Source organism: Microbacterium sp. MYb72, assembly GCF_002979415.1.
Lineage (GTDB): Bacteria > Actinomycetota > Actinomycetes > Actinomycetales > Microbacteriaceae > Microbacterium > Microbacterium natoriense.
In genome coordinates this window covers 1-25,586 of sequence record NZ_PCOT01000023.1, presented here as the reverse complement: position 1 = coordinate 25,586, position 25,586 = coordinate 1, and the positions used below count along the sequence as shown (strand labels likewise).

The window sequence follows — 25,586 nt, the reverse complement described above, 5'->3', positions numbered from 1 at the left end:
TGGGTGCAGCGTCGAGGGGGATGCGCGTGTGAATCCTCCTGATGAAAGAAGCGTGCATGATCTCGTTGTCCGCCGCCCTCGGTATCGCGCTCATCGAGCTCGGGCTCGCCCTCACCCCCGGACCGAACATGATGTATCTGGTCTCTCGCAGCATCAGCCAGGGATGGCGTGCCGGGATGATGTCGCTGTCCGGGACGGCTGTGGGCTTCGTCGTGTACCTCGTCATGGCCAACCTCGGGTTGGCGGCGGTCTTCCTCGTCGTCCCCTGGCTGTTCATCGTTGTGAAGATCGCGGGCGCCCTGTACCTCCTCTGGCTCGCCTACAAGACGCTTCGCCCGGGTGGGAGGTCCCCGTTCGAGACCGATGATCTGCCTCGCGATTCGTTCGGCACGCTCTTCCGCATGGGGCTTCTGACGAACCTGTTGAACCCGAAGGTCGCGATCCTCTATCTCGCGCTCATTCCGCAGTTCATCGATCCCGCCGCCGGCAGCATTGTGGCGCAGGGATTCCAGCTCGGCGCGATCCAGATCCTCGTCGGGGTGGTGGTCAACGGCGCGATCATCGTCGTCGCCGGCTCCGTCGCCACCTTCCTTCAGCGCAGGCCCACGTGGATGCGATGGCAGAAACGGGTCACCGGCACGCTGCTCGGCGCGATCGGCGTGAAACTCGCCATCGACGCTCCCGCTCCCGCCGTCGCCCCCTGACGTCGGCAGCACCTTCGAGTCGCCGCCCGGTCGTCGACCGCGCTTCTCCGGAACGTCACCGTCATGTGACGCACGGGGGCGACCGGACTCACGTACCCTCGACCCATGCGACGACCGTTCATGGACACCCCGGATCAGCTCGCCTCGCTGCAGGGCCAGCAGTACCTCGTGCTGCGGCCTTCCGCGGCCGTCGCGCACGAGTACGAGAGCACGCAGCGCGCGCTGCTCGACGGGCCCGCACGCGACCTGAAGCATCCGCACACCGGACATGTGACGCTGCGCGGATTCTTCGAGGCGGGGCGCCGAGAAGAGGTCGCGGGGCTGGTCCGCGAGTGGGCTGCTGAACAGCCTCCGATCGAGGTGACGGCGGATGCCGTCGACGCGTTCCCGTCTCCCTGGCAGGTCGTCATCCTCCGCGCGGCGCGGTCTGCGTCCCTGGTCCAGGCGTACTCCCGTCTCACGGACAGGCTCGAGCCGACCGACTACCGGCGGCTCGATGAGCTGAGCGTCGACGACTGGACGTTCCACCTCTCCCTCGTCTACGCACGCTCCCTCGGCGCTGCGGAGTGGGAGGTTCTGGAGCGCGCGGCGCGTCGCGCATTCGAGCTCCCGCCGACCGAGACCATAACCGAGGCCGAGTTCGTCTGGTACGACGAGGGCGGGGAGTACGCCGAGATCATCCCGCTCGGCGGCTGACTCACTCCAGGTAGGGCTGGATGGGCGCGTAGCCCTCGATCTCCTCCTGGATGCGGTCCACGGCCGCCTGGTCGAGACCCGCGTCGCCGGCGACCTCGCGCCAGCCCGTCGTGACGACATCGCCGAAGTTGTGTCCGTGCCGTGCGGGCACGGCCTCGCCGCCGAGCATGTCGATGCCGACCTGCACGGCGGTCACGACCGGTATCCACCGCATCTCCGGGCTGACGTCATCCGCTCGCTGCGACGGATCCAGCCACTCGGGCGGACTCCAGATCAGCTCGGGAGTGAGCCAGGTCACCGGGTCGGTCGCGTGCTGCAGGTACAGCACGCGCGGCTCCGACCAGGGCCCTGGCAGCAGGCTCTCGTCCCCCGCGCGGGAGATCCACCGCACCTCTCGTCCGTCTGCGAGCACCGGCTGCCACACCGGGCTCCCGGGATCGCGCGCCCCCTGCAGTGTGCGCCACAGCGCCGATCCGTTGGGGCTGCCGACGAACATCGCCCCGTCCGCACGAGACCGCAGATCGCCGAGGCCGTCGAACACCGCCTGTCCGCCGTGAGCGCCGAGGCTCAGACCGTACACGATCAGCTCGGGGCGGTCATCGGCGGGGAGCCGGGACCACCGCTCCTCGACCGCGTCGAACAGCGCCCGCGCCGACTCGACGGGAGCGTCCGGATCGAACAGGAACGACACCCAGCTCGGGGTGTAGGCGTACTGCATCGCGGCGATCGCGGTGTCACCGGCGTGCAGGTACTCGATCGCGTCGACGGTCTGCGCCTCCAGCCAGCCCGACCCGGTGGTCGTCGCGACGACGAGCACCGAGCGGTCGAACGCGCCCGTCCGCTCCAACTCGTCGACGACGAGCTGCGCCCTCGCCTCCGGGGTCTCCGCGGACTCCAGCCCCGCGTAGACGCGGATGGGGTCCTTCGCCTCCACTCCGGTGAGCGCCGTGATCTCCGACGCCGTGGGTCCACCGCCGATGAAGGCGCTGCCGTGCCGCCCCAGGTCCTCCCAGCGGATCGCTGACCCGGCCCCGGCGGAGCGGAACTCGCTCGACGGCTCGACGGCCTCGGCATCCGGGGCTCCGTTGAGTCCCTTGTACACGGCGTCCACGCCGAACATGACGACGAGCACGGTCGCGGCGATGCCCGCGATCAGCGCGGTGAGGGTGCCGAGCAGCGCCACCGGTGTGCCCGACATGCGCTGGAGGGCACGGAAGACGCGACGGTTGAGCTTTCCGACCGCGATCAGGATGACGACGACCGGGAGGAATCCGAGCAGGAACCCGGCGAGGTCCACGGCGTCCAGCGGAGGCATCTCCACTGCTCTGCGCACCTCGTTCTGCCATGCGACGGCGAGCACGGACAGCGCTCCGACCGCGACGAGCCAGAGCACCCCGTACGCGATCCAGAGGATCGGTCGGCTGCGCATCGGCACGAGGCGTCGGATGCCGAGCCACGCCGCCGTGCCGACTCCATAGCCCACAGCGAAGGCGACCGCCGTGATGAGCCCCTGGAACAGCGCCGCACGAGGGAGCAACGACGGGGTCGCCGACAGCACCGCCAGCAGCAGGCCGCCGAGCGCTCCGCCCGGATCGACGTGCCACCAGCGACGGCGGGGCGAGTCCGAATCCTTCATGGCATCAATGATGGACGAGCGCCTTCAGCGCGATGAGCACCCCGCCGAACGCGGCGGTGACGAGCATGCTCCCGAGGCGCACCCACAGGCTGTCGCTGCGGGAGGCGGCGATGAACCAGCCCAGCAGCCCGAGCAGCATCACATCGGCGCCGAGGGCGAGCCACACGGCGTCCGCATCGCGGAGGACACCGATCACACCGAGCAGCAGGATGACGACGGGAACCGCACCGACGACGATCATTCCGGACGACTCCCCGATCCCGTGCGCGAGCGCCTCGCCGAGCGATCGGCGCTCGGACCCCCTGGCCATCCAGGAGACCGCCGAGGAGTAGACGTGCGCCGCGAAGAACACCAGCAGCGTCGTCACGACCGAGATCAGGGCGTCTCCGGAGCTCGCGGTGAGGTTGCGGCTGACGACGATCATGCCGGCGACGATGATCAGCCCGTAGATCCCCTCGGCGGAGGTGGCCAGCCGGCCGGCCCACGAGGCGCCGGCCGACGGCATCCCCCTTCCGGAGAAGGGGGCGCCGCCGACCGGGGCCTCGTCGTGATCGCGCATCGCCTGCCCGATCAGCCGCTGCACCGCATCACGCCGAGGCGCGACGCAGCGCGGACTGCTTCAACGAGGCGAACTCGGCCTCGCTGATCGCACCGGCGTCGAACAAGCGCTTGGCCCGCTCGATCTCGTCGGTGGGCGTCGCGGCCGTCCCGGCAACCGAGCGGACGTAGTCCTCGGCAGCGGACTGCGCGGCGGCGGACTGCTGCGCGGCGCGCTCGCCCATGCCCTTGCCGCGCACGATGAGGTACACCAGCGCGGTGAGGAAGGGCAGGAACACCAGGAAGAGCAGCCAGACCGCCTTCGCGAAGCCGTTGAGCGCGCGGTCGCGGAACAGGTCGCTGATGATCGAGAACAACGCCATCAGATAGGCGACGAAGACGAAGACCGTGAGAGACCACCAGAGGATGTCGACGATCGAGGACCAGAAATGCATGCTGTTGTACTCCTTGCCGCGTCTGCGGCGTTCGTGACGGATGCCGCAGGTGCGGCATCCTGGGTCATGGGTCGGGCTCAGGCGCCGAGGAGCCGCTGCTTCTGCGCCTCGAACTCCGCGTCGGTGAGCACGCCGGCGTCCCGCAGCTGGCCGAGCTGCTGGAGCTGTGCGATCACCTGGGTCATGTCCGGCGCAGCGACCGGCGCCGGAGCGGCCGGTGCAGGAGCGGCGGTGGCCGCGAGGCGAGCAGCGGCGTCATCCGCCGCCTGCGCCTGCTGCGCGGCCACGGCGGCGTCCTGGGCCGCCCACTGCTGGTGCTGCCGTCGCTGGACGTTGCCGACCACCCGGGTGGCGACCGCCGCGCGTGCGGCCGTGCGGAGCAGACTCATGATGCGACTCCCTCGTCCAGATCGGCGGCGTCGATGCCGCCCGCCCATGCCTCGCGTCCGCCGAGCGCCGTGATGCGGTCGGCGACCGTCGCAAGGCTGCGGTCCTCGTAGACGACGACGAGCGCCCGCTCGCCCGCTCGCAGTTCGCGTCCGATCTCGGAGAGGTCGTCGTCATCGAGCAGATCGGTCTCCGCGGCGGCCGCAGTCTCGTCTGCGAAGGTCAGCCGGCGCACCGTCCCGTCGTCGGAGAGCTCCACCAGCTCGAGATCGAGCACCTCGACGGCGTGCGAGAGCTGCAGGCTCTGCAGCTCGTCGATGACGGAGACGAGCTCCGCGTCGGCCGGCACAGCGAAGACCGCGAAGCTCAGCGGTCCGACGTAGTTCGACGTGGTCATGGTGGTCACTCCCCCGCCCGGAACGCGCGCGCGGACTCCAGCAGGATGCGCGCGCCGAAGCCCGTCGCCCCCGCCGTCCGCCAGGAGTCGTCCTTCTCGGTCTGCATCGTGCCGGCGATGTCGAGGTGCGCCCACGGGGTCTCCCCCACGAAGTGCGCGAGGAAGAGCGCCGCAGTCGTCGCCCCGGCGAACGGCCCGCCGAGGTTGGCGATGTCGGCGATCTCCGAGTCGAGCTGCGGCCGGTACTTGCGCTCCAGCGGCAGCTGCCACACGGATTCGTCCACCGCGGCGGATGCCGTGCGGACGAGGTCGATCGTCTTCTGGTCGTTGCCGAGCACCGGCGCGGTCGCGGGGCCGAGCGACACCAGCGCGGCGCCGGTGAGCGTCGCGATGTCGATGATGGCGTCCACGCCGTCCTCGTTCGCGAGCACGAGAGCGTCCATCATCACCAGTCGTCCTTCGGCGTCGGTGTTCTTGACCTCCACAGTCGTCCCCCCTCGGGCGGTCAGCACGTCGCCGAGCTTGTACGAGGTGCCCGAGGGCATGTTGTCGGTGCACATCAGCCACCCGGTGACCTGAGCGGTCACGCCCGCGTCGCGGAGGCCGGTGAAGGCCCCGAGCACCGCCGCGGCTCCTCCCATGTCCATCTTCATGAGCAGGTGCATGGGGTCGCTGGGCTTGAGGCTGATGCCTCCGGAGTCGTACATGATGCCCTTGCCGACCAGCCCGAGGTGGCCGGTCGCTCCGCCCGACGGGGTGTAGCTCAGCTTCACCATCCGCGGCTCCTCCACGGAGCCCTGGTTGACGCCGAGCAGGCCACCGCAGCCGAGATCGATGAGCGCCTGCTTGTCGAACAGCTCCACCTGGAACCCGAATCGCTCTCCGAGCTCCGTCGCGATCTCTCCGAGGTTCACGGCGGTGAGGTGCCCCGGCGGGGTGTTGGCGAGGTCGCGCGCGACCACGGCCGCCCGCGCACCCGTGCGTGCTTCGGCGATGGCGGCATCCGCACCCCCTGGCACATCGAGCACGAGCGAGGCGAGCGGGACGTGCGGCGAGGAGCCGCGCAGCACGGTGTACTGGTAGCGGGCGAGCAGGGCCCCCTCCGCCAGCATCCGAACAGCGGTGTCCGCGTCGACGTCGTCGAGGTCGTCGATGCGGAGACCCAGTCGCGAACGGCGGGATGCCGCGCGCACGAACGTCGCGGCGGCATCCCGCAGCGCATTCGCCGTCGTCTCGCCCCGTGCTCCGAGCCCTACGGCGACGATGTCGGCCGCACCCGCCTGAGGGAGCAGGAGAGACGACCCCGCCGCGCCGGTGAAGCCGGCCTGCTCGAGCGCCGCTCTGTCGAAGCCGAGCTCCGCCGGCACGTCGCCATCGGAGTGCACTCCGATGCCGAGCGCCTCGATGTCGTCTGGCACGACCCCGACCGTGATCGTCGCGGCGTCGAGCGCGTCGAGGCCCGGCACGGTCGGGAGGTCGGCGGGGATCAGCTTGTTCGGTCTGCGTTCCATGATGGCTCCTTGCGTGCGGTGGTGATGTCGAGGCCCGCCGCCCGGTCCCGGGGGAGGGCGAGGCCGGACGGCGGGGAGGGTCAGCCGACGACGTCGACCGGTGAGCCGGGTCCCCACGGGATGCCGAGGAGGAACCACACGACGTAGAGCGCGACCCAGGAGATCAGCATCCAGACCGCGTACGGGATCATCAGCGCGATGATCGTGCCGATGCCCGCGTCCTTCTTGTAGCGCTGCGCGACCGTCACCATGAACGGCAGATACACCATCAGCGGGGTGAGCACGTTGACCGGGGAGTCGCCCACCCGATACGCCGCCAGCAGCGTCTGGGGCGCGACGTCGAGCGAGGCGAAGATCGGGATGAACACCGGAGCGAAGATCACCCACTTGGGCACGAGCCCCGGGAGGATGAAGTCGAGGATCACGATCACGAGGATGAACGCGAGCAGGAGCACGATCGCCGGCACGCTCGCCTGCTGCAGGAGCTCGGCGGCTGACACCGCGGCCACGGTGGGCAGGTTGGTCCAGTTGAACAGCGCGATGAACTGGGCGATCATCAGGAACATCACCAGCAGTCCGCCGAGGCTGGCGAACGTCTTCGCGATGGCTCCGACCGCGGCCGAGCCTCCCCTGAGCGTCTTCGCCCCGGCGCCGTAGGCGACACCGCACACGAGGAACGCGAGCGAGATGATGAACACGAGACTCGCCATGAACGGCGTGGTGCCGATGATGTCGCCCGTCTCGGGGTCGCGCAGCGGCGCGCCAGGGGGAAGGGTCAGCAGCAGGATCACGGCGAGGTAGCCGAGCAGCGCCCAGAAGGAGAAGCGGAGTCCCCGGGCCTCGGCATCGTGGTCGACGCCGTCGGCCTCGTCGGCGACGGTCATCTCCGAGCGGTCGTACGAACCGAGCCGCTTCTCGGTGATGAACATGGTCACGAGCAGGGCGACTGTGGTCAGCAGCAGCGTCGACACGATGCCGAAGTACCAGTTCTGGGTCACCTCGATCGGCTGCATGCCCGCAGCGGTGAGCACCTCGTTGGTGATCTCGGTGAGCATGCTGTCGCTCGGGGTGATCAGGATGTTGGCGCCGAACGCGGCTCCGACGCCCGCGAACGCCCCGGCGAGCCCCGCGAGCGGATGCCGCCCGACGGTGAGGAAGGCCGCGGCCGCGAGCGGGACCAGGATCAGATACCCGGCATCCGTGGCGACCGAGGAGAGCACGCCGACGAAGATGAGGATCGCGGCGATCCAGCGGCGCGGCGCGACCTTCACGACGCGACGGATCATCGCCCCCATGAGACCGGCGTGCTCGGCGACGCCGACGCCCGCCATCGCGATCAGCACGACGGCGACCACTCCGAAGCCTGCGAAGTTGTCGACGAAGGAGGAGAAGAAGAAGCGGGCGCCCTCGATGGAGAGGAGGTTGCGCACCTCGAAGGTGCGCTCCTCGATCGTGTAGTCGGGCGTCTCGGCCGGCAGCCCGGTGGTGGTGTCGTAGATCTGCCAGCCGCCGCCGAACTGCTCGTTGAGCTCGTCCAGCTGGCTCTGCGGACCGGGGACGACCACCTCGTCGGTGACGGAGACTCCGGCCCAGGCGAGCAGGAAGGAGAGGACGGCGATGAACCCGATCAGATAGACGAACATGATCGTCGGATCAGGGACTTTGTTGCCGACCTTCTCGATCCAGTTCAGGAACCCCTTGCGATCGGCGTCGGGGGCACTCAGCGTCATATCGCCAGCCATAGCCCCATGATCTTGGCGCGAGGGATGCCGGGGCAAGCTGACCCCCTAGAACTAGGGGGTCCCCTTGACGTCGGGGCCTTCTATTGTGTGAACCAATGGATCCGATCACCTCCACCCTCGTCATCCTGCTCTGCGCGGTGATCGCGTTCGTCTCGAACCGGATCCCGCTCGGGGTCGTCGCCGTGGGCGTCTCGATCGCGCTGTACCTCTTCGGCGTCCTCGATCTGAACACCGCGCTGTCAGGGTTCGGCGATCCGACGGTGCTGTTCATCGCCTCGCTCTTCGTCGTGAGCGAGGCTCTGGAGGCCACCGGCATCGTCGCATGGGCCGGACAGGAGGTCATCGCCAGGACCGGCACCCGGCGCCGGAGACTGCTGCTGACGATCGGGCTGCTCACCGCCGTGCTGACCGCAGTGATCAGCGTGAACGGGTCGGTCGCCTCGCTGCTGCCCCTCGTGGTCGTGGTGGCGGCGCGCGCGGGCATCGCGCCCTCGCAGATGCTGATGCCGCTGGCGTTCTCCGCGCACGCCGGTTCGATGCTCGCCCTGACCGGGACCCCGGTGAACATCATCGTCTCCGACATCGCCGCCGAGAACGGCGGCAGGCAGTTCGGGTTCTTCGAGTTCGCTCTGGCCGGTCTCCCCCTGCTCGTCGGAACTCTCGCGATCATCCTGCTGCTCGGTTCGCGCCTGCTGCCGACGCGCAGCCCGGTGTCGGCCCCGGTCGACCTGGAGCAGCTCGCCGCGGCGCTGCGGGCCGACTACGAGATCGCCCCCGAGCGTGCGCTGATGTCTCCGGCGCGCGGCGTCGCCGAGGTCGTCGTGCCTCCTCGGTCCTCGCTGATCGGGCTGCACGTGTTCCCTGGAATGTGCACGCCCAGCGGCGACCTCGTCATCCTGGGCGTCCGTCGCGGCGAGGAGGCCTTCGACGAATCGGGCACCGAGCTCAGCGCCGGAGACGCCCTGCTGCTCGACGGGTCATGGGACGATCTGCAGCGGCACACCGCGAAGCGCGAGGAGGTGCTCGTGGTGGACGCGCCGCTGACCCTGCGTCGCTCCGTGCCACTCGGGGCCGGAGCCAAGCGGACGGCCGTGATCCTGCTCGCGATGATCGTGCTGCTCGCGACGGGCATCGTGCCGGCGGCGATCGCCGGGCTCCTCGCCGCCGGCGCCCTGATCCTCACCGGAGTCGTCTCGATCACCCGGGCCTACCGCGCGATCTCCTGGACCACGGTGATCCTCGTCGCCGGGATGATCCCGCTCTCGACCGCCTTCCAGGAGACGGGCGCGGCGCAGCTGATCGCCGACGGGCTGCGCTCGTTCCTCGGAGAAGCCGGTCCTCATGCGGCGGTCGCCGTCATCGTGCTGATCACGCTCGTGCTCGGCCAGCTCATCAGCAACACCGCCACGGTGCTCATCGTCGCACCGGTGGCCGTGGCCCTCGCCTCGGCCATGGACGCGTCAGTGATGCCGTTCATGATGGCGCTGACGGTGGCCGGGGCGGCGGCGTTCCTCACGCCGGTCGCCACCCCCGCGAACCTCATGGTGATGGAGCCCGGGGGCTACCGCTTCGGCGACTACGCCAAGCTCGGGTTGCCTCTGATGGCGCTGTTCTTCGCGGTGGCGGTGTTCTACGTGCCGCTGATCTGGCCGTTCTGAGAGCGGGGCTCCGCGCTCAGCTGAGGCCCGAGTACGCGTGCAGACCCTTGAAGAAGACATTCACGATGGTGAAGTTGAACATCACCGACGCGAAGCCGACGATCGACAGCCATGCCGACGGGTTGCCGCGCCAGCCACGCGTCGCCCTGGCGTGGATGTAGCCCGCGTACACGACCCAGATCACGAAAGTCCAGGTCTCCTTGACGTCGAAGCCCCAGTAGCGACCCCAGGCGTCCTGCGCCCAGATGGACCCTGCGATCAGCGTGAACGTCCACAGGATGAAGCCGATGATCGTGAAGCGGTAGGCGAGGCTCTCGAGGCGGTCGGACCCCGGCAGCGTGCGGAGGAATCCGGGACCGGTCTTCGCGGCCTCCTCGCGCACCAGCCGCTCGCGGCGGGCCTGCATGAGCTGGATCACCGAGAGTGCGAACGCGAGCGCGAAGAACGCGGTGGCGAGCGACGCGACGAACACGTGGATGATCAGCCAGATGCTCTTCAGCGGGTCCATCAGCGGCGTGACGGCGACGTAGAAGTTCGTCGCCGCGAGTCCGAGCAGGACCACGACGAGACCGGTGATGAAGGTGCCGAGGTAGCGGAGGTCGATGCGGGTGAGCACGACGAGGTAGACGAGGACGATCAGGAGCGTGCCGATCATCGCGAACTCGTAGAGGTTGGCCCATGGCACGCGTCCGGCCGCGATGCTGCGGGTGACGACGGCGGCGAGGTGGAACACCCAGGCGAGGATCGTCAGCGAGGTGCCGATGCGCGCCATCACGAAGCGCTGCGGCGCGGGATCCGCGGCGGCGCCGGTCGCGGTGACCGTCGGCGCTCCCCCACGGGCGCCGACGCCGACGAGCTCGCCCTCGCGGACGGTCTTCGCATCGGCCGTCGCCTGCGAGCGGCGCGCCAGGTCGAAGGCGTACGCCACGAAGGAGGCCGCGTAGATCGCGATCGCGGTCCACAGGAGGACGGGCGAGATCACGGTGAGCTCGAGCATGCTGTCAGTCTACTTTCGGAGTGTCGGATGCCGGGGGCTCGGATGCCGGGGGCTCGGATTCGTCTTCCGCCTCGCGGGCGGCCGTGACACCGGCGGCGTCGAGCAGCCGTGCGTGCCCGGCCACGAGGTCGTCGACGGCGGCGCCGAGCGTGGGGTCCTCGCCTCGCGCCAGACCGGCGTACTCCAGGGCGACCCCGTCACCGGAGTGGGTGGCCTTGACCCACACGCGACGGCGCGGCACGAAGAGCGCCAGCATCAGCCCGCCGAGGGCCAGGAGGGCGAACACGAGCACCCACACCGACGACGCGTCGTGGTGGATCTGCAGCGACGCGAACCTCTTCACCGAGTGCGTGAGGTCGGTCGCCCCAGCGGGAGACTCGTCTTCGAAGGTCACGGTGCCGAGACCGTTCGGGAGGTCTGCGGTCTTGCCCGGGGTCAGCTTGATCGATTCGACGTCCGTGGTGCGGCCGGTGAGCTTCGTCATCCCCGTGGTGTCGAGCACGTAGACCGAGCGGGGCGTGCCCTCGTTGATCCCGAGGTCACCCGAGTAGACGTCGAGGGTGAGCGTGGGGTTGGTCAGATCGCCGTACGCGGAGAAGAAGGCCCCCGTGTCGAGCACGCCGGTGGTGGGGTAGAAGAACCCGAGGAGACCGAGCTGCTCCGGCATCCCGTCGGTGACCTTGACGACGCCGAGCGAGGTCATGCTCGTGTCCTGCGGGAGGAAGGGGACGCTGTTCTTGAAGACGACCTTGCCGTCGGCGTTGCGGACCGTGATGGTCGGCGCGTAGCCGTTGCCGAGCAGGTAGATCCGGTCGCCCCCGACCTCGAGCGGGTGGTTCACCTTCACCGAGCCGGTGCGCGTGTCGCCGTTCTCCTTGAGCGTGACGTTGGCGGAGAAGTCGCCGGCCTGCCCCGATCCGGGCTCTCCGAACGGCTGGTAGGTGACGTCGAAGCTGTCGAGCCGCATCGAGTAGGGCGTGAGAGCCCCGTCGCCGACGAAGCGGCCGCGGTTCATGGAGTCGTAGTCGAGAAGGGTGTTCGCGAAGGTCTCCCCCTCGACCAGCACGCGCTGGCCGGTGTAGGCGAAGCCGCCGCCGACGCCGACCGTGATGAGCACTCCGACCAGCGCGATGTGGAAGAGCAGGTTGCCCGTCTCACGCCAGTACCCGCGCTCGGCGGAGACCGAGAAGGTGCGCCCGGCGTCGTAGCGCTCGACGCGGTACCCGAGTGCCTTCAGCTGCTTCTGGGCGATGTCGATGGACGCGGCCGCGTCGGCGGCGGCATCCGTGCTCGTGCGCTCCACCGCGCGGAAGTCGGCGAGCCTCTTCAGCCGTGCGGGGGTGCGCGGCGGGCGCGCCTGCAGGGCTTTGAGGTGGTGCTTGATGCGCGGGATCACGCAGCCGACGAGAGAGGTGAACAGCAGCAGGTAGATCGCCGAGAACCACGGCGACAGGTAGACGTCGAACATCTTCAGCGAGTCGAGCACCGGGAAGATGTCGGGGTTGTTGCGCTCCCACTGCGTCACGCCGTTGGGGTCGGCCATGCGCTGGGGGAAGATCGAGCCGGGGATCGCCGCGATCGCGAGCACGAGCAGCAGGATCAGGGCCGTGCGCATCGAGGTGAGCTGGCGCCATCCCCACCGCAGCCAGCCGACGAAACCGAGCTTGGGCTGGACGATCGTGTCGTCGCCGTCGATGTGGTCGGACGGGCGCAGCGGGTCGGTGTCCACGGGGTCCTTCTGGTCGTTCAGGTCAGAGCGGGAGGATGACACTGTTCATCACCGCCGTCAGCCGGGACATGATGTCGGTCCACAGCCCGGTCACCATGAGGATGCCGAGCACGATGAGCAGGACGCCGCCGATGACGTTCACCACGCGGATGTGGCGGCGCAGGAAGCCGATGGCCCTCGTCGCCCAGCCGAAACCGAGGGCGACGAGCAGGAACGGGATGCCGAGGCCGAGCGAGTACGCGAGCCCGAGGAATCCGGCGCGCACCGGGTCGCCCGCATTGAACGAGAGCGCGAAGATCGCCGTGAGAGTGGGCCCGAGACAGGGCGCCCAGCCGATGCCGAGCGCGACGCCGAGCAGCGGGGCTCCGGCGACGCCGAGCTTCGAGTCGACGTGGAATCGGAACTCGCGCTGGGCGAAGCCGAAGAGCCCGAGGAACACCAGGCCCATGATGATGATCACGACGCCGAGGATGCGGGTGATCAGATCGCCCCATCGGATCAGGAACACGTTCGCGACGCCGCCGAGTGCCGTGATGGCGACGAAGACGACGCTGAAGCCGAGGATGAAGAGCAGCACTCCCAGCACGAGACGACCGCGCCCTGGTGCGACGGCATCCGTTCGTCCCTGCGCAGCGCGCGGCGACACCGCACCACCGAGGAAGCCGAGGTATCCGGGGACGAGCGGGAGCACGCACGGGGAGAGGAAGGAGATGAGCCCCGCCAGCATCGCCACAGGGATCGCCAACCAGAGCGCACCCGAGTTGATGATGACCTCGGGGTTCACAGCGCACCCCGCGCGCTCACGAGGTCTCCGCGAGCGCGTCCTTGACGAGCGTGGAGAGGATCGACGGACTGTCGATCGGCCCGATGATGCGGGCGGCGACGCGGCCCTGCTTGTCGAGCACCAGCGTGGTCGGCGTGGCCTGGATCGGCACGACCTCGGCGAACGCGAGCTTCGCCTCCGCGGTGTCGACGTCGATCAGGCTCGGGTAGGTGATGCCGTACTCGTCGGAGAAGGCCTTGGCGGTGTCGGCCTGATCCCTCGTGTTGATGCCGATGAACGAGACGCCCTGGTCGCCGAACTTCTGCCAGACCGCTTCGAGGTCGCCCGCCTCGACGCGGCACGGCGCGCAGCCCGCGTACCAGAAGTTCACGACGGCGACCTTGCCGGCGATGTCGGCGCTGGAGAACTTCTCCCCCGCCTCGGTGACGCCTGCGAAGTCGACGGGGTCGCCGCGCTCGGCGACGGGGATCTCGACGATCGCGCCGTCGGCCGCCACGTAGCCGGTGTTCTCGCCGCTCAGGAACGAGTCGCTGACGGCATCGGGGGCGCAGGCGCTGAGGCCGATGGCGAACACCGCGGCGAGCGCGGCTCCGACCGCACCACGAAGGACGCGAATGCGGGAGCGGCGGCCGCTGCGGATCGGGCGAACCGTCGAGGCGAGTGGCACGATTCCCAGTCTACGCAAGGGTTCCTATGCGTGAGCCGGACGGGTGGGGCCTCCGCGGGCCCGTTCTCGAGGGCGTCCGGAGGGACGTCAGAACCGGGCGAGGACGTCGGCGACGCCCTCGCGGAAACGCGGGCAGGTGGCGATGTCGTGCGACCGGCAGCGCATCGCGTGCTCGGTCATCTCTCTCGACCGGCGCATCTCCTCCATGCGCCGGTCCAGATCGTCGAGGTGCTCCTGCAGCACCTGATGCCGACCAGCGCTCCCGTCGTCGAGCAGCACCCCGATCTGCTCGAGGCTCATCCCCGCCGCCTTGCTGCGCTGGATCACGGCGATGCGGACGACCTCGTCCTCGCCGTAGCGGCGCCGGTCGGCCGTGTCGCGTTCGGGCCGCAGCAGGCCCACCACCTCCCAGTGCCGCAGCACGTTGGTGGGGAGGTCGAAGCGGGCGGCGACCTCGCCGACGGACCACGGATGCTCGGCGCTTGACTTCATGTCGACATGAAGTCACAGACTGAGCGGGAACGCAACCCCATCCACGGAAGGACACCCGCACATGTACGACGCGATCGTCATCGGCGCAGGCCCCGCGGGCCTGCAGGCGGCACTCACGCTCGGACGCATGCACCGGTCGGTGCTGCTCCTGGACTCGGGCGAATACCGCAACGGCACGGTGCTGCACATGCACAACGTCATAGCGAACGACGGCACCCCTCCCGCCGAGTTCCGAGCGACCGCACGCGCACAGCTCGGCGCCTACGACGACGTGGAGATCCGCGATGTCCGCGCCGACCGCGTGTCCGGCGGCGAGGGGGACTTCACCGTGGCGCTCGCCGACGGCTCCACGGCATCGGGGCGGAACATCATCCTCGCGACCGGGGTGGTCGACGACCTGCCCGAGATCGCCGGGCTGTCGGAACTCTGGGGCACCCGAGCGTTCTCCTGCCCCTTCTGCGACGGCCACGAGCACGCGGGGAAGCCGATCGCGGTTCTCGGTGGAGCGGCGCGCGCCGAGCACCTGATCGGCATGCTCGGACGGATCGTGAGCGAGATCACGGTCATCCCCGTGGGGACCGCCTTCACGACCGAGGAGGTCGTGTCCCTTGAGGCCCGCGGCGCCAGGGGGAGCGGCTCGGCGGTCGTCGCGGTCTCGGCTGCTGACGCCGGTGTCGTGGTGCGCACGTCCGACGCCGAGCACACCGTCGCCGGTGTCTTCGTCGCCTCGGGGACGATGCGCCAGCGCGCACCGTTCGCGGCGCAGCTCGACCTGCGGATGCTCGAGTCCGGTGCGATCGAGATCGACGACTTCGGACGTACCTCCGCGCCCGGCGTCTTCGCGGCCGGCGATCTCGCGCACCGCGCGACGCTGCCGGGACCGATGGCCGCCGTGATGCTGGCGGCGACGGCCGGCCAGCTCGCCGCGGTGGGGATCATCCAGTCGCTGCTCGCCGCCGAGCACTGACCCGGAGCGTCGAGGGCGTCAGGGGTCAGACGGCGCCGACGTCCACTGCGCCCTCGGTGGTCGCCGGTTCCGCATAGGCGACCTCGCGCCACACATCGCCGACGAGCTCGAACGACGTGACGCTCGACAGCGCACATCTCCGCGTGCGCGGGTCGTGCCGCAACGGCAGGCCTGCCACGCGGAGATGCGTGATCCAGATCGGCGCCTGGTGCGAGACCATCACCACGTCGCCGTCATCGGCTGCCTGCCAGGCCTCGCCCATGGCGCCCAGCATCCGCTCCGCGATCGAGGTGTACGGCTCGCCCCAGCTCGGCAGCGACGGCTGTCGCAGGTGCCACCAGTTGAGAGGATTCATGAGCGAGCGCCGCATCCGAGTGCCCTCGAACACGTTGGTCGGCTCGATGATGCGGATGTCGATCTCCGGCACCAGGTCGAACCGCACCGCGAAGGGCTCCGACGACTCCTGCGCCCGCTCCAGCGGCGAGGAGTACAGGGCGGCGACGGGCCGATCCAACGAGGCCACGTGATCGGCCGCCGCCTGCGCCATGCGACGTCCCGCGGTGCTCAGGTGGTAGTCGGGCAGCCGCCCGTAGAGCACCCGCGCGGGATTGTGCACCTCGCCGTGGCGGACGAGGTGCAGTCGCTTCGCCGGCACGTCAGGCCTTGCTGTAGCGGGACTCGCCGAAACCGAGGATCAGGTAGCCGATGTAGGGGAACAGGAACAGCAGGAAGAACGAGAAGACGCCGCCCTTGCCGAAGCGCTCACCGAGCTTGATCGCCACGATGATGCCGAACACGAAACCGACGATCGGGATGAGGTACAGCAGTGCGAGCCATCCGGACATCCCGGCGATGCGCACCAGGATGACGATGTTCACGATCGGGATGATCGCGAGGATGCCGGGGTACCCCGCCTTGGAGAACACCTTCCACAGGCCGATGGCCACCAGGACGTAGAAGACGAGCGCGATCAGACCGGTCGTGCCGGAGAAGATCGATGCGTAGAGATCGGAGATGCCGTTGGAGTCCACGATGCATCCTTTCTGTGTGATGGCTGTGTCGAGGCGATCATACTGATCGACACCACACAGGCGGGGAGGCGATCCGCGCCCACGTAGAATGGGCGGGTTCATCATTTCCCAGATCAGGAGGAATCCTCCGTGCTTCGCACTCACTCCGCAGGCTCCCTGCGAGCCGAGAACATCGGTCAGACCGTCACCCTCACGGGCTGGGTCGATCGTCGTCGTGATCACGGAGGAGTCGCGTTCATCGATCTTCGGGATGCTTCGGGCATCGCCCAGGTCGTCATCCGCGACGAAGAGGTGGCCCACCCGCTGCGCAACGAGTTCGTCCTCAAGGTCACCGGAGAGGTGTCGCGTCGCCCGGACGGCAACGAGAACCCGAACCTGCCGACCGGCGAGATCGAGCTCATCGCGAGCGACGTCGTCGTGCTGAACGAGTCGGCCCCGCTGCCGTTCCAGGTCTCCACGGCTCTCGCCGAGACCGAGAACGTGGGCGAGGAGGCTCGCCTCAAGTACCGCTATCTCGACCTGCGGCGTCCTGCGACGGCATCCGCTCTGCGTCTGCGCTCGAACGTCTACAAGGCGATCCGCGACGTGCTGCACGCCGAGGACTTCACCGAGGTGGAGACGCCGACGCTCACGCGTTCCACTCCCGAGGGCGCCCGCGACTTCGTCGTGCCCGCGCGCCTGCACCCGGGCAGCTGGTACGCGCTGCCCCAGTCGCCGCAGCTGTTCAAGCAGCTGCTCATGGTCGGCGGCGTGGAGAAGTACTTCCAGATCGCGCGCTGCTACCGCGACGAGGACTTCCGCGCCGACCGTCAGCCGGAGTTCACGCAGCTCGATATCGAGATGAGCTTCGTCGACCAGGAAGACGTCATCGCCCTCATGGAGTCGCTCGTCGTCGCCATGTGGAAGACGATCGGCGTCGAGGTGCAGACCCCGCTGCCGCGCATCACGTACGCCGACGCCATGGCGAAGTACGGCTCTGACAAGCCCGACCTGCGCTTCGGCCTGGAGCTCGTCGAGGCCACCGAGTACTTCGCTGAGACGCCGTTCCGCGTGTTCCAGGCGGAGTACGTCGGCGCCGTTCGCATGCCCGGCGGAGCCTCACAGCCCCGCAAGCAGCTCGACGCCTGGCAGGACTGGGCCAAGCAGCGCGGCGCCCGCGGCCTCGCCTACGTGCTCTTCAACGAGGATGGTTCGCTCGGCGGCCCCGCCGCCAAGAACCTGTCCGAGGCCGAGCAGGCAGGGCTCGCGGCGCTCGTCGGCGCCGAGTCCGGTGACTGCGTGTTCTTCGCCGCGGGTTCGGCGAAGGAGAGCCGCGCGCTCCTCGGCGCCGCGCGCGTCGAGATCGGCCGCCGCCTCGGCTACCTGAACCCGGACGAATTCGCGTTCACCTGGGTCGTCGACGCTCCGATGTTCGAGTCCGCAGCGGATGCCGTCGCCTCGGGTGACGTCGCCGTGGGCGCAGGGGCATGGACCGCCGTGCACCACGCCTTCACGGGCCCGAAGCCCGAGTTCGAGGACACCTTCGACACCGACCCCGGCTCGGCTCTCGCCTACGCGTACGACATCGTGTGCAACGGCTCCGAGCTCGGCGGCGGATCGATCCGCATCCACCGCGAAGACGTGCAGAAGCGCGTGTTCGAGGTCATGGGCATCAGCGACGAGGTCGCACAGGAGCAGTTCGGCTTCCTGCTCGACGCGTTCAAGTTCGGCGCACCGCCGCACGGCGGCATCGCGCTGGGCATGGACCGCGTGCTGCAGCACCTGTCGAAGAGCGAGTCGATCCGCGACGTGATCGCCTTCCCGAAGTCGGGCGGCGGCTTCGACCCGCTCACCTCGGCTCCGGCGCCCATCAGCCCCGAGCAGCGCGCCGAGGCCGGCGTCGACTTCGTCCCGGAGGACGACGAGGCCTGACCCTCGCACGGCGCCCGACCACCCGCTCGTTGAGCGACCCCAGCCACCCGGTCGTTGAGCGAGCGAAGCGAGACGAAATGCCTCATGTTCCCCGGAGCATGGGGCGTTTCGTCTCGTCGCTTCGCTCCTCGCTCAACGACCGGTGACAGGGAGCCGCTCACCGACCGGGCAGGCCGAGCGCCGGGGCGATGTTCTCGTTCCAGACGTCGACGCCGAGCTTCGCGATGAGGCCGATGACCACGATGAGGAAGACGACGCGGATGAACGTCGTGCCGCGGGAGATGGCCATGCGCGACCCGAGGTAGCTCCCCGCCACGTTCGCGACGGCGAGGATGCCGCCCAGCAGCCACAGCACCGAGCCGTGCGGGATGAACAGCAGCAGCGCCCCGGCGTTGGTCGCGAAGTTCACGATCTTCGCCTTCGCGCTCGCCTGCAGGAAGTCGTATCCCAGGAGAGCGACCAGGGTGATCACGAGGAACGTGCCGGTACCGGGGCCGATCATGCCGTCGTAGAAGCCGATTCCGAGGCCGGCCGCCCCCGCCGCGATGTGATGCCGGTGGCCGCTGAAGCGCAGCTGCGTCGCGGCCCCCATCTGCGGGCGGAAGGCCGTGAACAGCGCCACGGCCAAGAGCGCGACGACGATGATCGGCTTGAACGCGGCGGACGGGAGCACCGTCGCGACCGCCGCCCCGCCGAACGACCCGATGAGCGCGATCACCGCCATCGGCACCGCCGTGCGGATGTCGGGCTTGGCCCTGCGGTAGTAGGTGATGCTGCTCGTCGCCGTGCCGAAGACAGAGGCGAGCTTGTTCGTCGCGAGGGCCTGCACCGGAGCCATCCCGGGGATCAGGAGCAGGGCGGGCAGCTGCAGCAGACCGCCGCCACCCACGACGGCGTCGATCCAGCCGGCGGCGAACGCGGCGATCACGACGAGGATCAGCGTGCCCCAGGTGAGCTGCTCCAGCCCGAGCACAGCGCCGATGTCCATCCGCCCAGGATGTCAGACTGGGAGCATGCTCGACGCCCTGCCGCTGCCGCACGTCTTCGAATCCCGAGCCGGACGGGCCACGCTGAGGCGCGCGACGGCTGACGATGCGGATGCTCTCATCACTCTGCTCTCCGACGATCCGATCAGCGCGGCGCGGGGCGACGTGGCCTCGGCCGAGGACCGTCCCGCGTACGAGACCGCCCTCGCAGAGATCCTCGCCGAGGCGTCGAATGACCTTGTGGTCGTCGAGCTCGCCGGCCGCGTCGTCGGCACGATGCAGCTGACGTCCATCCCCGGCATGGCCCGCCGCGGCGCACGGCGGCTCCTCGTCGAAGCCGTCCGGGTCCGGAGCGATCTGCGCTCATCGGGGATCGGGTCGGCGATGATGCGCTGGGTGGCGGATGCCGCGGCCCCCGCGCTGGATGCGGCGATGGTCCAGCTCACCTCGGATGCCGCCCGCGTCGACGCGCACCGCTTCTACGAGCGGCTGGGCTACACGGGCTCGCACGTGGGCTTCAAGCTCCGCATCCCTCAGGACTGACCCCGGCGCCTCTTCCCGGCGCCTCTCCGCGGCGCCTCTCCCCGGGGCGTCAGCCGACCCGCAGCATCCGTCAGCCACCACCCGGTCATCTGTCGTTCACCCGACCCGCGACGATCGGCAACCTCCACCCCGTAGCGTCCACTCGCAACCCGACCCGGCGTACCCGCGCCGGACACCGAGAGGACCCTCATGGCACACTTCCCCCGCCGCGCCCGCTTCGGCGCCGGCATCGCCCTCGCCGCCACGGCCGCGCTCGTCCTGGCCGGATGCGCATCCGGCGGCGACGCTCCCGCCGCTGACGGCGACAAGGTCGACGCGGCATCCGCGACCTCCGTCTCCGACTTCGGCACGTTCGCCGACCTCGAGGCCGCAGCCAAGGCCGAGGGCGCGCTCAACGTCATCGCCCTCCCCCGCGACTGGGCGAACTACGGCGAGATCCTCGATCTCTTCGCGAAGAAGTACCCGGAGATCACCATCAACGAGGCCTCCCCCGACGTGTCCAGCGCCGAGGAGATCCAGGCCGCCGAGACGAACAAGGGCCTCGACACCGCACCCGACGTGTTCGACCTCGGCATCGCGGTCGCCCTGCAGAACACGAAGAGCTTCGCCCCCTACAAGGTGCAGACGTGGGACGAGATCCCCGACAACCTCAAGGAGTCCACGGGTCTCTTCGTCGGCGACTACGGCGGGTACATGTCGATCGGCTACGACTCGTCGAAGTACGACGCCCCGAAGACCCTCGACGACCTGCTCGGCGCCGACTACAAGGGCGCCGTGGCGCTGAACGGCGACCCGACGCAGGCCGGAGCGGCCTTCGCGGCGGTCGGCCTCGCCACCGTGCAGTCCGACGGCACCCTCGACGACTTCGAGCCCGGCATCGACTTCTTCTCGAAGCTGCAGAAGGCCGGCAACCTGCTCAAGGTCGACGTGACCACCTCGACCGTCGCGAGCGGTGAGACGCCCGTCGTCTTCGACTGGGACTACCTGAACACGTCGCACCAGAAGGACAACGAGAACTGGAAGGTCGTCGTCCTCCCGGGCACCGGCTACTCCAGCTACTACAACCAGGCGATCAACGCCGACGCCCCGCACCCGGCGGCCGCGCGCCTGTGGCAGGAGTTCCTGTACAGCGACGACGTGCAGAACCTGTGGCTCAAGGGCGGCGCACGCCCGGCGCGCGTCGACGCGATGACCGAGGCCGGAACGATCGACAAGGACCTCCTCGCGAAGCTCCCCGAGGCCCCGGAGAAGACGGTCGTCCCGACCGAGAAGCAGTCCGCCGACGCCGGAAAGCTCCTCGGCGAGAAGTGGGCAGCGGCGGTCCAGTGACCTCGACTGCGCTGACGGGGGCGGATGCCGCGGCATCCGCCCCCACCCCGACCGCCGGACCCTCGCGGGTCCGGCGGTTCGCCCCTTCCCTCTCCTGGCTGGGACTCGTCCCCTTCGCCGTCTACGTGGTCCTGTTCCTCGCCGTCCCGACGGTGCTCTCCATCGGCTCGGGCTTCTTCACGAAGGACGGCAGCTTCACCTGGACGAACCTGACCGCCCTCGTCGACCCGGTCGTGCTCACGACCTTCGCCAACTCCGCCTGGCTGTCGCTGCTGACCGCCGCCGTCGGAGCGGTCGTCGGCGCTCTCGTCTGCTACGCGCTCCTCGGCATGAACCCCGAGGGCATCGTCCGTCAGACGGTGGATGCCGCGGCCGGCGTGCTCGCCCAGTTCGGCGGCGTCATGCTCGCCTTCGCCTTCATCGCGACGATCGGCATCCAGGGCGTCATGACGCTCCTCCTCAAGGACACGTTCGGTCTCAACATCTACGAGAACGGCACGTGGCTGTACGAGCTGCCCGGGCTGATCCTGCCCTACATCTACTTCCAGGTCCCGCTCATGGTCATCACCTTCATGCCCGCCCTCGCCGCTCTCAAGCCGCAGTGGGCCGAGGCCAACCTCACGCTCGGCGGCACCAGGACGAGCTTCTGGCTGCGCATCGGCATCCCGGTGCTCGCGCCCTCGTTCCTCGCCAGCCTGCTGCTGCTGTTCGCCAACGCGTTCTCGTCGTACGCGACCGCGGCGGCCCTCGCCAGCCAGGGGTCGCAGATCGTTCCCCTGCAGATCCGCACGGCGCTGACCAGCGAGACCGTGCTCGGCCGCGAGAACCTCGCAGGGGCCCTCGCTCTCGGCATGATCGTCATCGTCGGCATCGTGATGGCGCTGTACTCGTCCATCCAGCGTCGGGCTGCGAGGTGGCAGGCATGAACCGCCTCGGCCCCTCGCCACTGACCCGCTGGATCATCGGCATCCTCGTCGGTGCGTTCTTCGCGATCCCTTTGTTCTCCACGCTGCTGTACACGCTGCGCGATCCGAAGGGCGGGCTCTCGTTCGCGCGCTGGATCGCCCTGTTCGACCCGGTGAAGTCCGCCGCGATCAAGCCGATCTGGATCGGTCTCGGCAATTCGCTGGTGCTCGCCCTCGTCACGGTCGTGATCGTGCTGCTGATCCTCGCACCGACCATGATCCTCGTGAATCTTCGTTTCACGAGGCTCAAGCCGGTGTTCGAGTTCGTCGCCCTGTTGCCGATCTCGATCCCCGCGATCGTGCTCGTCGTCGGCCTCGCCCCGATCTACCTGCAGATCGGGCGGGCACTCGGCACCGGGACCTGGACACTCGCGTTCGCATACGGCATCACGGTTCTGCCCTTCGCCTACCGCTCGATCCAGGCATCCATCGACGCGGCCGATCTGCGCACCCTCTCGGAGGCCGCGCGCTCGCTCGGTGCCAGCTGGCCGACCGTCGTCCTCCGGGTGCTCGCACCCAACCTGCGCCAGGGGCTGCTCGCCGCTTCCCTCATCTCGATCGCCGTGGTCCTCGGCGAGTTCACGATCGCATCGCTGCTGAACCGGCCCGTGTTCCAGACCGCCATGGTCGTGGTCGGAAAGCAGGACCCGTATGCCCCGGCGATCTTCACGCTGCTGGCGCTGCTGCTCGTCTTCGCCCTGCTCCTCCTCATCGGCCGCCTCGCCCGCGGCACCCGAAAGGCCCGCTCATGACTCTTCCCCGGACTGCCGACAACATCCTCCTCGCCGAGGCGGGAGAGGGCACCCGCGTGCAGCTGCAGGGCATCGTGAAGAGCTATGCCGGCACCACCGTGCTGCACGGCGTCGACCTCGACATCGCTCCGGGCGAGTTCGTCTCGCTGCTGGGCCCGTCGGGCTGCGGCAAGACCACGCTCCTGCGGGTGCTCGCCGGCCTCGAGGGCGCCGACCAGGGCGCCGTGCTCCTCGGCGGAGGGGACGTCTCCCGCGTGCCGACGAACAAGCGCGACATCGGAATGGTGTTCCAGTCGTACTCGCTGTTCCCGCATCTGAGGGTGGTCGACAACACCGCCTTCGGGCTGCGTCGTCGTGGGGCAGGCAAGGCGGATGCCGCGGCGCGGGCCCTCGACGCCCTCGCTCTCGTCGGCCTCGCAGACTTCGCCGACCGTTTCCCGCATCAGCTCTCCGGCGGCCAGCAGCAGCGCGTGGCACTCGCCAGGGCTCTCGTCACCGAGCCGAAGGTGCTCCTGCTCGACGAGCCGCTCTCCGCGCTCGACGCGAAGGTCAGGGTGCAGCTGCGCGACGAGATCCGCCGCATCCAGCTGCGGCTCGGCATCACGACGGTGTTCGTCACCCACGACCAGGAGGAGGCCCTCGCGGTGTCCGATCGGATCGCGGTGATGAACTCCGGCCGCATCGAGCAGATCGGCTCTCCCGAGCAGCTGTACACGACGCCGTCCACGGCAGGGGTGGCCGCATTCGTCGGGCTCTCCAGCGTCGTCTCCGGAGTGGCCGAGGGCGATCACGTCACGGTGTGGGGGCAGCGGCTTCCGCTCCAGAACCCCGCGGACGGCCCCGTCGACGTGTACCTGCGCCCGGAGAACGTGTACTTCGCATCGGAGGCGGATGCCGCCACCGACGCCCTCGTCGAGGAGAGCACCTTCCTCGGCAGCATGCGGCGCACCCTGGTGCGCACGGAGTCGGGTGAGCTGGTGCGTCTGCAGCACTCCCCCGGCATCCACCCCGCCTTCGGGGACCGCGTGCGCATCGCCGTGTCCCCCGAACCCGTCGCGGTGCATCCGCGCGGCTGAACACCGCCGCGACGATTCGTGACGACGCCCTTCCCCCCGCTGCATCCCGGGGCTAGCGTGTTCCCGGGAGGGGCGTCGTTCCCTCGATCCGAAGAGAAAGGACGCCTCATGGCAGGCAAGTGGGAGCTGTACACCGACAAGTCCGGCGAGTACCGGTTCCGTCTGAAGGCGGGCAACGGCGAGGTCATCGCGCTGTCCAGCGAGGGCTACTCCTCGAAGTCGGGAGCGCTCAACGGCATCGACTCGATCCGCCGGAACGCCGACTCCGAGATCGTCGAGACCGACTGACCGTCGGTCCTCAGATTCGCGAGGAGACCCCCTGCCTCGGCCGAGGCAGGGGGTCTCCTCGTCGGTCGGACTCTCGCCCTCAGATCTCGATCTGCGCCGAGACGGCGGCCAGCTTGTGCCTGGCCAGGGCGAGGTTGGCCTTCGACCGGTCGAGAACCAGGTAGATGAACAGGCCTTCGGCGCCCGCGCCGTTCAGCACGTTGATCAGGTGATACTGCTCGTCGAGCGTGATGAGGATGTCGTCGATCTGCCCGGCGAGCCCCAGCTCCTTCATCGTCTGCAGCTTCGCGCGGACGACGTTCGAGTTGCCGGCGGCCGCGACGCCCAGATCGAATCCGGGGTGCCCTCCCTGTCCGAGTGCCATGCCGGACGCGGAGTCGACGATGGCCGCTCCGGTCGCGCCGTCGATCGACAGGAGGTCCTGAACGGACTGTTCGAGATGTGCCATTGCTGCTCTTTCTTGTTCGCTGCCGGTGTGGCTGATGGATGCTGCGCGCAGGGTTCGATCCCGCATCGCAGAGTTGTCCGGGGTCACGTGAAGGCTCGGGATCGTCTCCGTCGCGGCCGCTCGTGCCCGTTTCGCCGCACCGTCGCCTCGATCGACATCGAGAGCAGGAAGTCCCGCGTCCGAAGCGCTCAGCGCGACATGATGCGCAGCGCTGACGGTCTCCGATTCGGAGGCCGTCCACGAGAACGTGAGCGAATCCGCAGCAGACGACACGGTCGGCGCGAAGAGCTCCTCGATCACCGCGAGCGCATCACCACCCGATGCCGCCCCCGCCGCCGGTTCCGCACGCTCTGTGCGCACGTCGATTCCGTGGCGCCGACGCCCGAATAGAGCCATCGCTTCCCCCTTGCCCCACAGCATGGCTGCCCGCGCACGATCCGCATGCGGATCGACGTGAGCAGCCCCCCAGAAGCCGGCACACCCCCGTGAACCGGCATGGGCGAGCGTAACAAGCAGGCGTCGCGAGCTGAGCATCCAGACGTGGAATCCCGCACAAGTGAGGGACCGACGCGAGCAGGATCAGCGCCGCAGAGTCCTCGCCAGTGCCAGGTACTCCGACGCCGTGACGTGCGGGAGATAGGCCCTGGCGAGCGCCAGCCCGATCGCCGGCAGCCGACCGGGATCCGGGTAGGCCATGTACAGGGGCCGGTACTCCGGATTGAACTTGGCCTTGAACCGCAGCAGCGAGCGGAACCCGTACGCCGGCTCCAGCACGCGCCCCAGCCACGACAGCAGCTCCGACATCGTGCCGTCGCCGATCTCCCCGGTCTGCGCAGCATCCGTCCTGGTCGTCGGGGTCGTCGTGGTGCTGCTGTCTGGCGGAGACATCGGCTTCGCG

General features: G+C 69.2%; 28 protein-coding genes. 11 read left to right on the top strand and 17 right to left on the bottom strand.

From position 1 onward, the window contains the following. Positions 1 to 56: 56 nt before the first annotated feature. Both CQ047_RS13245 and CQ047_RS13240 read left to right on the top strand, forming a co-directional pair. Positions 57 to 704: a LysE family translocator gene (locus tag CQ047_RS13245; protein WP_105676014.1), complete on the top strand. Its 648-nt coding sequence runs from the start codon at positions 57 to 59 to the stop codon at positions 702 to 704. Positions 705 to 809: 105 nt separating this feature from the next. After that, on the top strand, positions 810 to 1,400 hold the full coding sequence (locus CQ047_RS13240) for a 2'-5' RNA ligase family protein (protein WP_258132651.1): 591 nt from the start codon (positions 810 to 812) through the stop codon (positions 1,398 to 1,400). Position 1,401: 1 nt separating this feature from the next. On the opposite strand, the gene CQ047_RS13235 is transcribed toward CQ047_RS13240, so the two are convergent. The 7 genes from CQ047_RS13235 to CQ047_RS13205 form a co-directional block, all read right to left on the bottom strand. Continuing rightward, positions 1,402 to 3,036 carry an alpha/beta-hydrolase family protein gene (locus CQ047_RS13235; protein ID WP_105676010.1) on the bottom strand — a complete coding sequence of 545 codons (1,635 nt, stop codon included), beginning with the start codon at positions 3,034 to 3,036 and terminating at the stop codon, positions 1,402 to 1,404. A 4-nt stretch (positions 3,037 to 3,040) separates the two neighbouring features. Then, positions 3,041 to 3,619, bottom strand: a complete 579-nt coding sequence (locus CQ047_RS13230; protein ID WP_105676008.1) for a hypothetical protein — start codon at positions 3,617 to 3,619, stop codon at positions 3,041 to 3,043. A gap of 4 nt (positions 3,620 to 3,623) precedes the next feature. Beyond that, on the bottom strand, positions 3,624 to 4,028 hold the full coding sequence (locus CQ047_RS13225) for an SHOCT domain-containing protein (RefSeq protein ID WP_105676006.1): 405 nt from the start codon (positions 4,026 to 4,028) through the stop codon (positions 3,624 to 3,626). 77 nt (positions 4,029 to 4,105) lie between these two features. Beyond that, the gene (locus CQ047_RS13220) at positions 4,106 to 4,417 is read right to left on the bottom strand and encodes an SHOCT domain-containing protein (protein ID WP_105676004.1); all 312 of its coding nucleotides are present in this window, start codon (positions 4,415 to 4,417) and stop codon (positions 4,106 to 4,108) included. Further along, a complete protein-coding gene (locus CQ047_RS13215) occupies positions 4,414 to 4,812 on the bottom strand; it encodes a hypothetical protein (protein ID WP_146114352.1) in 399 nt (132 codons plus the stop codon). The genes CQ047_RS13220 and CQ047_RS13215 overlap by 4 nt, the downstream gene beginning before the upstream one ends. A 5-nt stretch (positions 4,813 to 4,817) precedes the next feature. Continuing rightward, on the bottom strand, positions 4,818 to 6,323 hold the full coding sequence (locus CQ047_RS13210; RefSeq protein ID WP_105676000.1) for a M17 family metallopeptidase: 1,506 nt from the start codon (positions 6,321 to 6,323) through the stop codon (positions 4,818 to 4,820). 80 nt (positions 6,324 to 6,403) lie between these two features. After that, a complete protein-coding gene (locus tag CQ047_RS13205; protein ID WP_105675998.1) occupies positions 6,404 to 8,053 on the bottom strand; it encodes an AbgT family transporter in 1,650 nt (549 codons plus the stop codon). Positions 8,054 to 8,160: 107 nt separating this feature from the next. Here CQ047_RS13205 and CQ047_RS13200 point away from each other — a divergent pair, with 107 nt between their 5' ends. Next, positions 8,161 to 9,723, top strand: coding sequence for an SLC13 family permease (locus CQ047_RS13200; RefSeq protein WP_105675996.1), 1,563 nt, complete (start codon positions 8,161 to 8,163; stop codon positions 9,721 to 9,723). Between the two features lie 16 nt (positions 9,724 to 9,739). Here the strand turns inward: CQ047_RS13200 and ccsB are convergent, their stop codons facing one another. The 5 genes from ccsB to CQ047_RS13175 all read right to left on the bottom strand — a co-directional run bounded on the left by ccsB (position 9,740) and on the right by CQ047_RS13175 (position 14,392). Further along, positions 9,740 to 10,720 carry a c-type cytochrome biogenesis protein CcsB gene (ccsB, locus tag CQ047_RS13195; RefSeq protein ID WP_105675994.1) on the bottom strand — a complete coding sequence of 327 codons (981 nt, stop codon included), beginning with the start codon at positions 10,718 to 10,720 and terminating at the stop codon, positions 9,740 to 9,742. 4 nt (positions 10,721 to 10,724) lie between these two features. Further along, positions 10,725 to 12,449: a cytochrome c biogenesis protein ResB gene (locus CQ047_RS13190; RefSeq protein ID WP_258132649.1), complete on the bottom strand. Its 1,725-nt coding sequence runs from the start codon at positions 12,447 to 12,449 to the stop codon at positions 10,725 to 10,727. 22 nt (positions 12,450 to 12,471) lie between these two features. Further along, the gene (locus CQ047_RS13185; protein ID WP_105675992.1) at positions 12,472 to 13,233 is read right to left on the bottom strand and encodes a cytochrome c biogenesis CcdA family protein; all 762 of its coding nucleotides are present in this window, start codon (positions 13,231 to 13,233) and stop codon (positions 12,472 to 12,474) included. Between the two features lie 16 nt (positions 13,234 to 13,249). After that, positions 13,250 to 13,900, bottom strand: a complete 651-nt coding sequence (locus CQ047_RS13180; protein ID WP_105675990.1) for a TlpA disulfide reductase family protein — start codon at positions 13,898 to 13,900, stop codon at positions 13,250 to 13,252. Positions 13,901 to 13,987: 87 nt separating this feature from the next. Beyond that, positions 13,988 to 14,392, bottom strand: coding sequence for a MerR family transcriptional regulator (locus CQ047_RS13175; protein WP_105675988.1), 405 nt, complete (start codon positions 14,390 to 14,392; stop codon positions 13,988 to 13,990). Positions 14,393 to 14,453: 61 nt separating this feature from the next. On the opposite strand from CQ047_RS13175, the gene CQ047_RS13170 reads away from it, so the two are divergent. Continuing rightward, complete coding sequence (locus tag CQ047_RS13170) at positions 14,454 to 15,359, top strand: NAD(P)/FAD-dependent oxidoreductase (protein WP_105675986.1); 906 nt, start codon at positions 14,454 to 14,456, stop codon at positions 15,357 to 15,359. Positions 15,360 to 15,384: 25 nt separating this feature from the next. Here CQ047_RS13170 and CQ047_RS13165 read toward each other — a convergent pair whose 3' ends face one another. Both CQ047_RS13165 and CQ047_RS13160 read right to left on the bottom strand, forming a co-directional pair. Next, on the bottom strand, positions 15,385 to 16,014 hold the full coding sequence (locus CQ047_RS13165; RefSeq protein ID WP_105675984.1) for a histidine phosphatase family protein: 630 nt from the start codon (positions 16,012 to 16,014) through the stop codon (positions 15,385 to 15,387). A gap of 1 nt (position 16,015) precedes the next feature. Continuing rightward, positions 16,016 to 16,390: a DUF5684 domain-containing protein gene (locus CQ047_RS13160; protein ID WP_105675982.1), complete on the bottom strand. Its 375-nt coding sequence runs from the start codon at positions 16,388 to 16,390 to the stop codon at positions 16,016 to 16,018. A 129-nt stretch (positions 16,391 to 16,519) separates the two neighbouring features. On the opposite strand from CQ047_RS13160, the gene aspS reads away from it, so the two are divergent. Then, the gene (aspS, locus tag CQ047_RS13155) at positions 16,520 to 18,301 is read left to right on the top strand and encodes an aspartate--tRNA ligase (RefSeq protein WP_105675980.1); all 1,782 of its coding nucleotides are present in this window, start codon (positions 16,520 to 16,522) and stop codon (positions 18,299 to 18,301) included. Positions 18,302 to 18,458: 157 nt separating this feature from the next. On the opposite strand, the gene CQ047_RS13150 is transcribed toward aspS, so the two are convergent. Then, entirely contained in the window at positions 18,459 to 19,289 is an 831-nt protein-coding gene (locus CQ047_RS13150) for a TSUP family transporter (protein ID WP_105675978.1), read from the bottom strand. Positions 19,290 to 19,314: 25 nt separating this feature from the next. On the opposite strand from CQ047_RS13150, the gene CQ047_RS13145 reads away from it, so the two are divergent. The 6 genes from CQ047_RS13145 to CQ047_RS13120 all read left to right on the top strand — a co-directional run bounded on the left by CQ047_RS13145 (position 19,315) and on the right by CQ047_RS13120 (position 24,240). Next, positions 19,315 to 19,830 carry a GNAT family N-acetyltransferase gene (locus CQ047_RS13145; RefSeq protein WP_105675976.1) on the top strand — a complete coding sequence of 172 codons (516 nt, stop codon included), beginning with the start codon at positions 19,315 to 19,317 and terminating at the stop codon, positions 19,828 to 19,830. A 189-nt stretch (positions 19,831 to 20,019) separates the two neighbouring features. Next, positions 20,020 to 21,159 carry an ABC transporter substrate-binding protein gene (locus CQ047_RS13140; protein ID WP_105675974.1) on the top strand — a complete coding sequence of 380 codons (1,140 nt, stop codon included), beginning with the start codon at positions 20,020 to 20,022 and terminating at the stop codon, positions 21,157 to 21,159. Further along, positions 21,156 to 22,085, top strand: coding sequence for an ABC transporter permease subunit (locus CQ047_RS13135; RefSeq protein WP_223587045.1), 930 nt, complete (start codon positions 21,156 to 21,158; stop codon positions 22,083 to 22,085). Before CQ047_RS13140 ends, CQ047_RS13135 begins: the two co-directional genes overlap by 4 nt. Next, positions 22,082 to 22,876, top strand: a complete 795-nt coding sequence (locus CQ047_RS13130; RefSeq protein WP_105675970.1) for an ABC transporter permease — start codon at positions 22,082 to 22,084, stop codon at positions 22,874 to 22,876. Before CQ047_RS13135 ends, CQ047_RS13130 begins: the two co-directional genes overlap by 4 nt. Continuing rightward, a complete protein-coding gene (locus CQ047_RS13125) occupies positions 22,873 to 23,952 on the top strand; it encodes an ABC transporter ATP-binding protein (protein WP_105675968.1) in 1,080 nt (359 codons plus the stop codon). The genes CQ047_RS13130 and CQ047_RS13125 overlap by 4 nt, the downstream gene beginning before the upstream one ends. Before the next feature lie 108 nt (positions 23,953 to 24,060). Next, positions 24,061 to 24,240: a DUF1508 domain-containing protein gene (locus CQ047_RS13120; RefSeq protein ID WP_105675965.1), complete on the top strand. Its 180-nt coding sequence runs from the start codon at positions 24,061 to 24,063 to the stop codon at positions 24,238 to 24,240. A 79-nt stretch (positions 24,241 to 24,319) separates the two neighbouring features. Here the strand turns inward: CQ047_RS13120 and CQ047_RS13115 are convergent, their stop codons facing one another. Next, positions 24,320 to 24,688, bottom strand: a complete 369-nt coding sequence (locus CQ047_RS13115) for a hypothetical protein (RefSeq protein ID WP_105676081.1) — start codon at positions 24,686 to 24,688, stop codon at positions 24,320 to 24,322. A 579-nt stretch (positions 24,689 to 25,267) separates the two neighbouring features. After that, the coding region (locus CQ047_RS13110) for a phosphatidylglycerol lysyltransferase domain-containing protein (RefSeq protein WP_146114351.1) at positions 25,268 to 25,586 on the bottom strand (319 nt) is incomplete at its 5' end.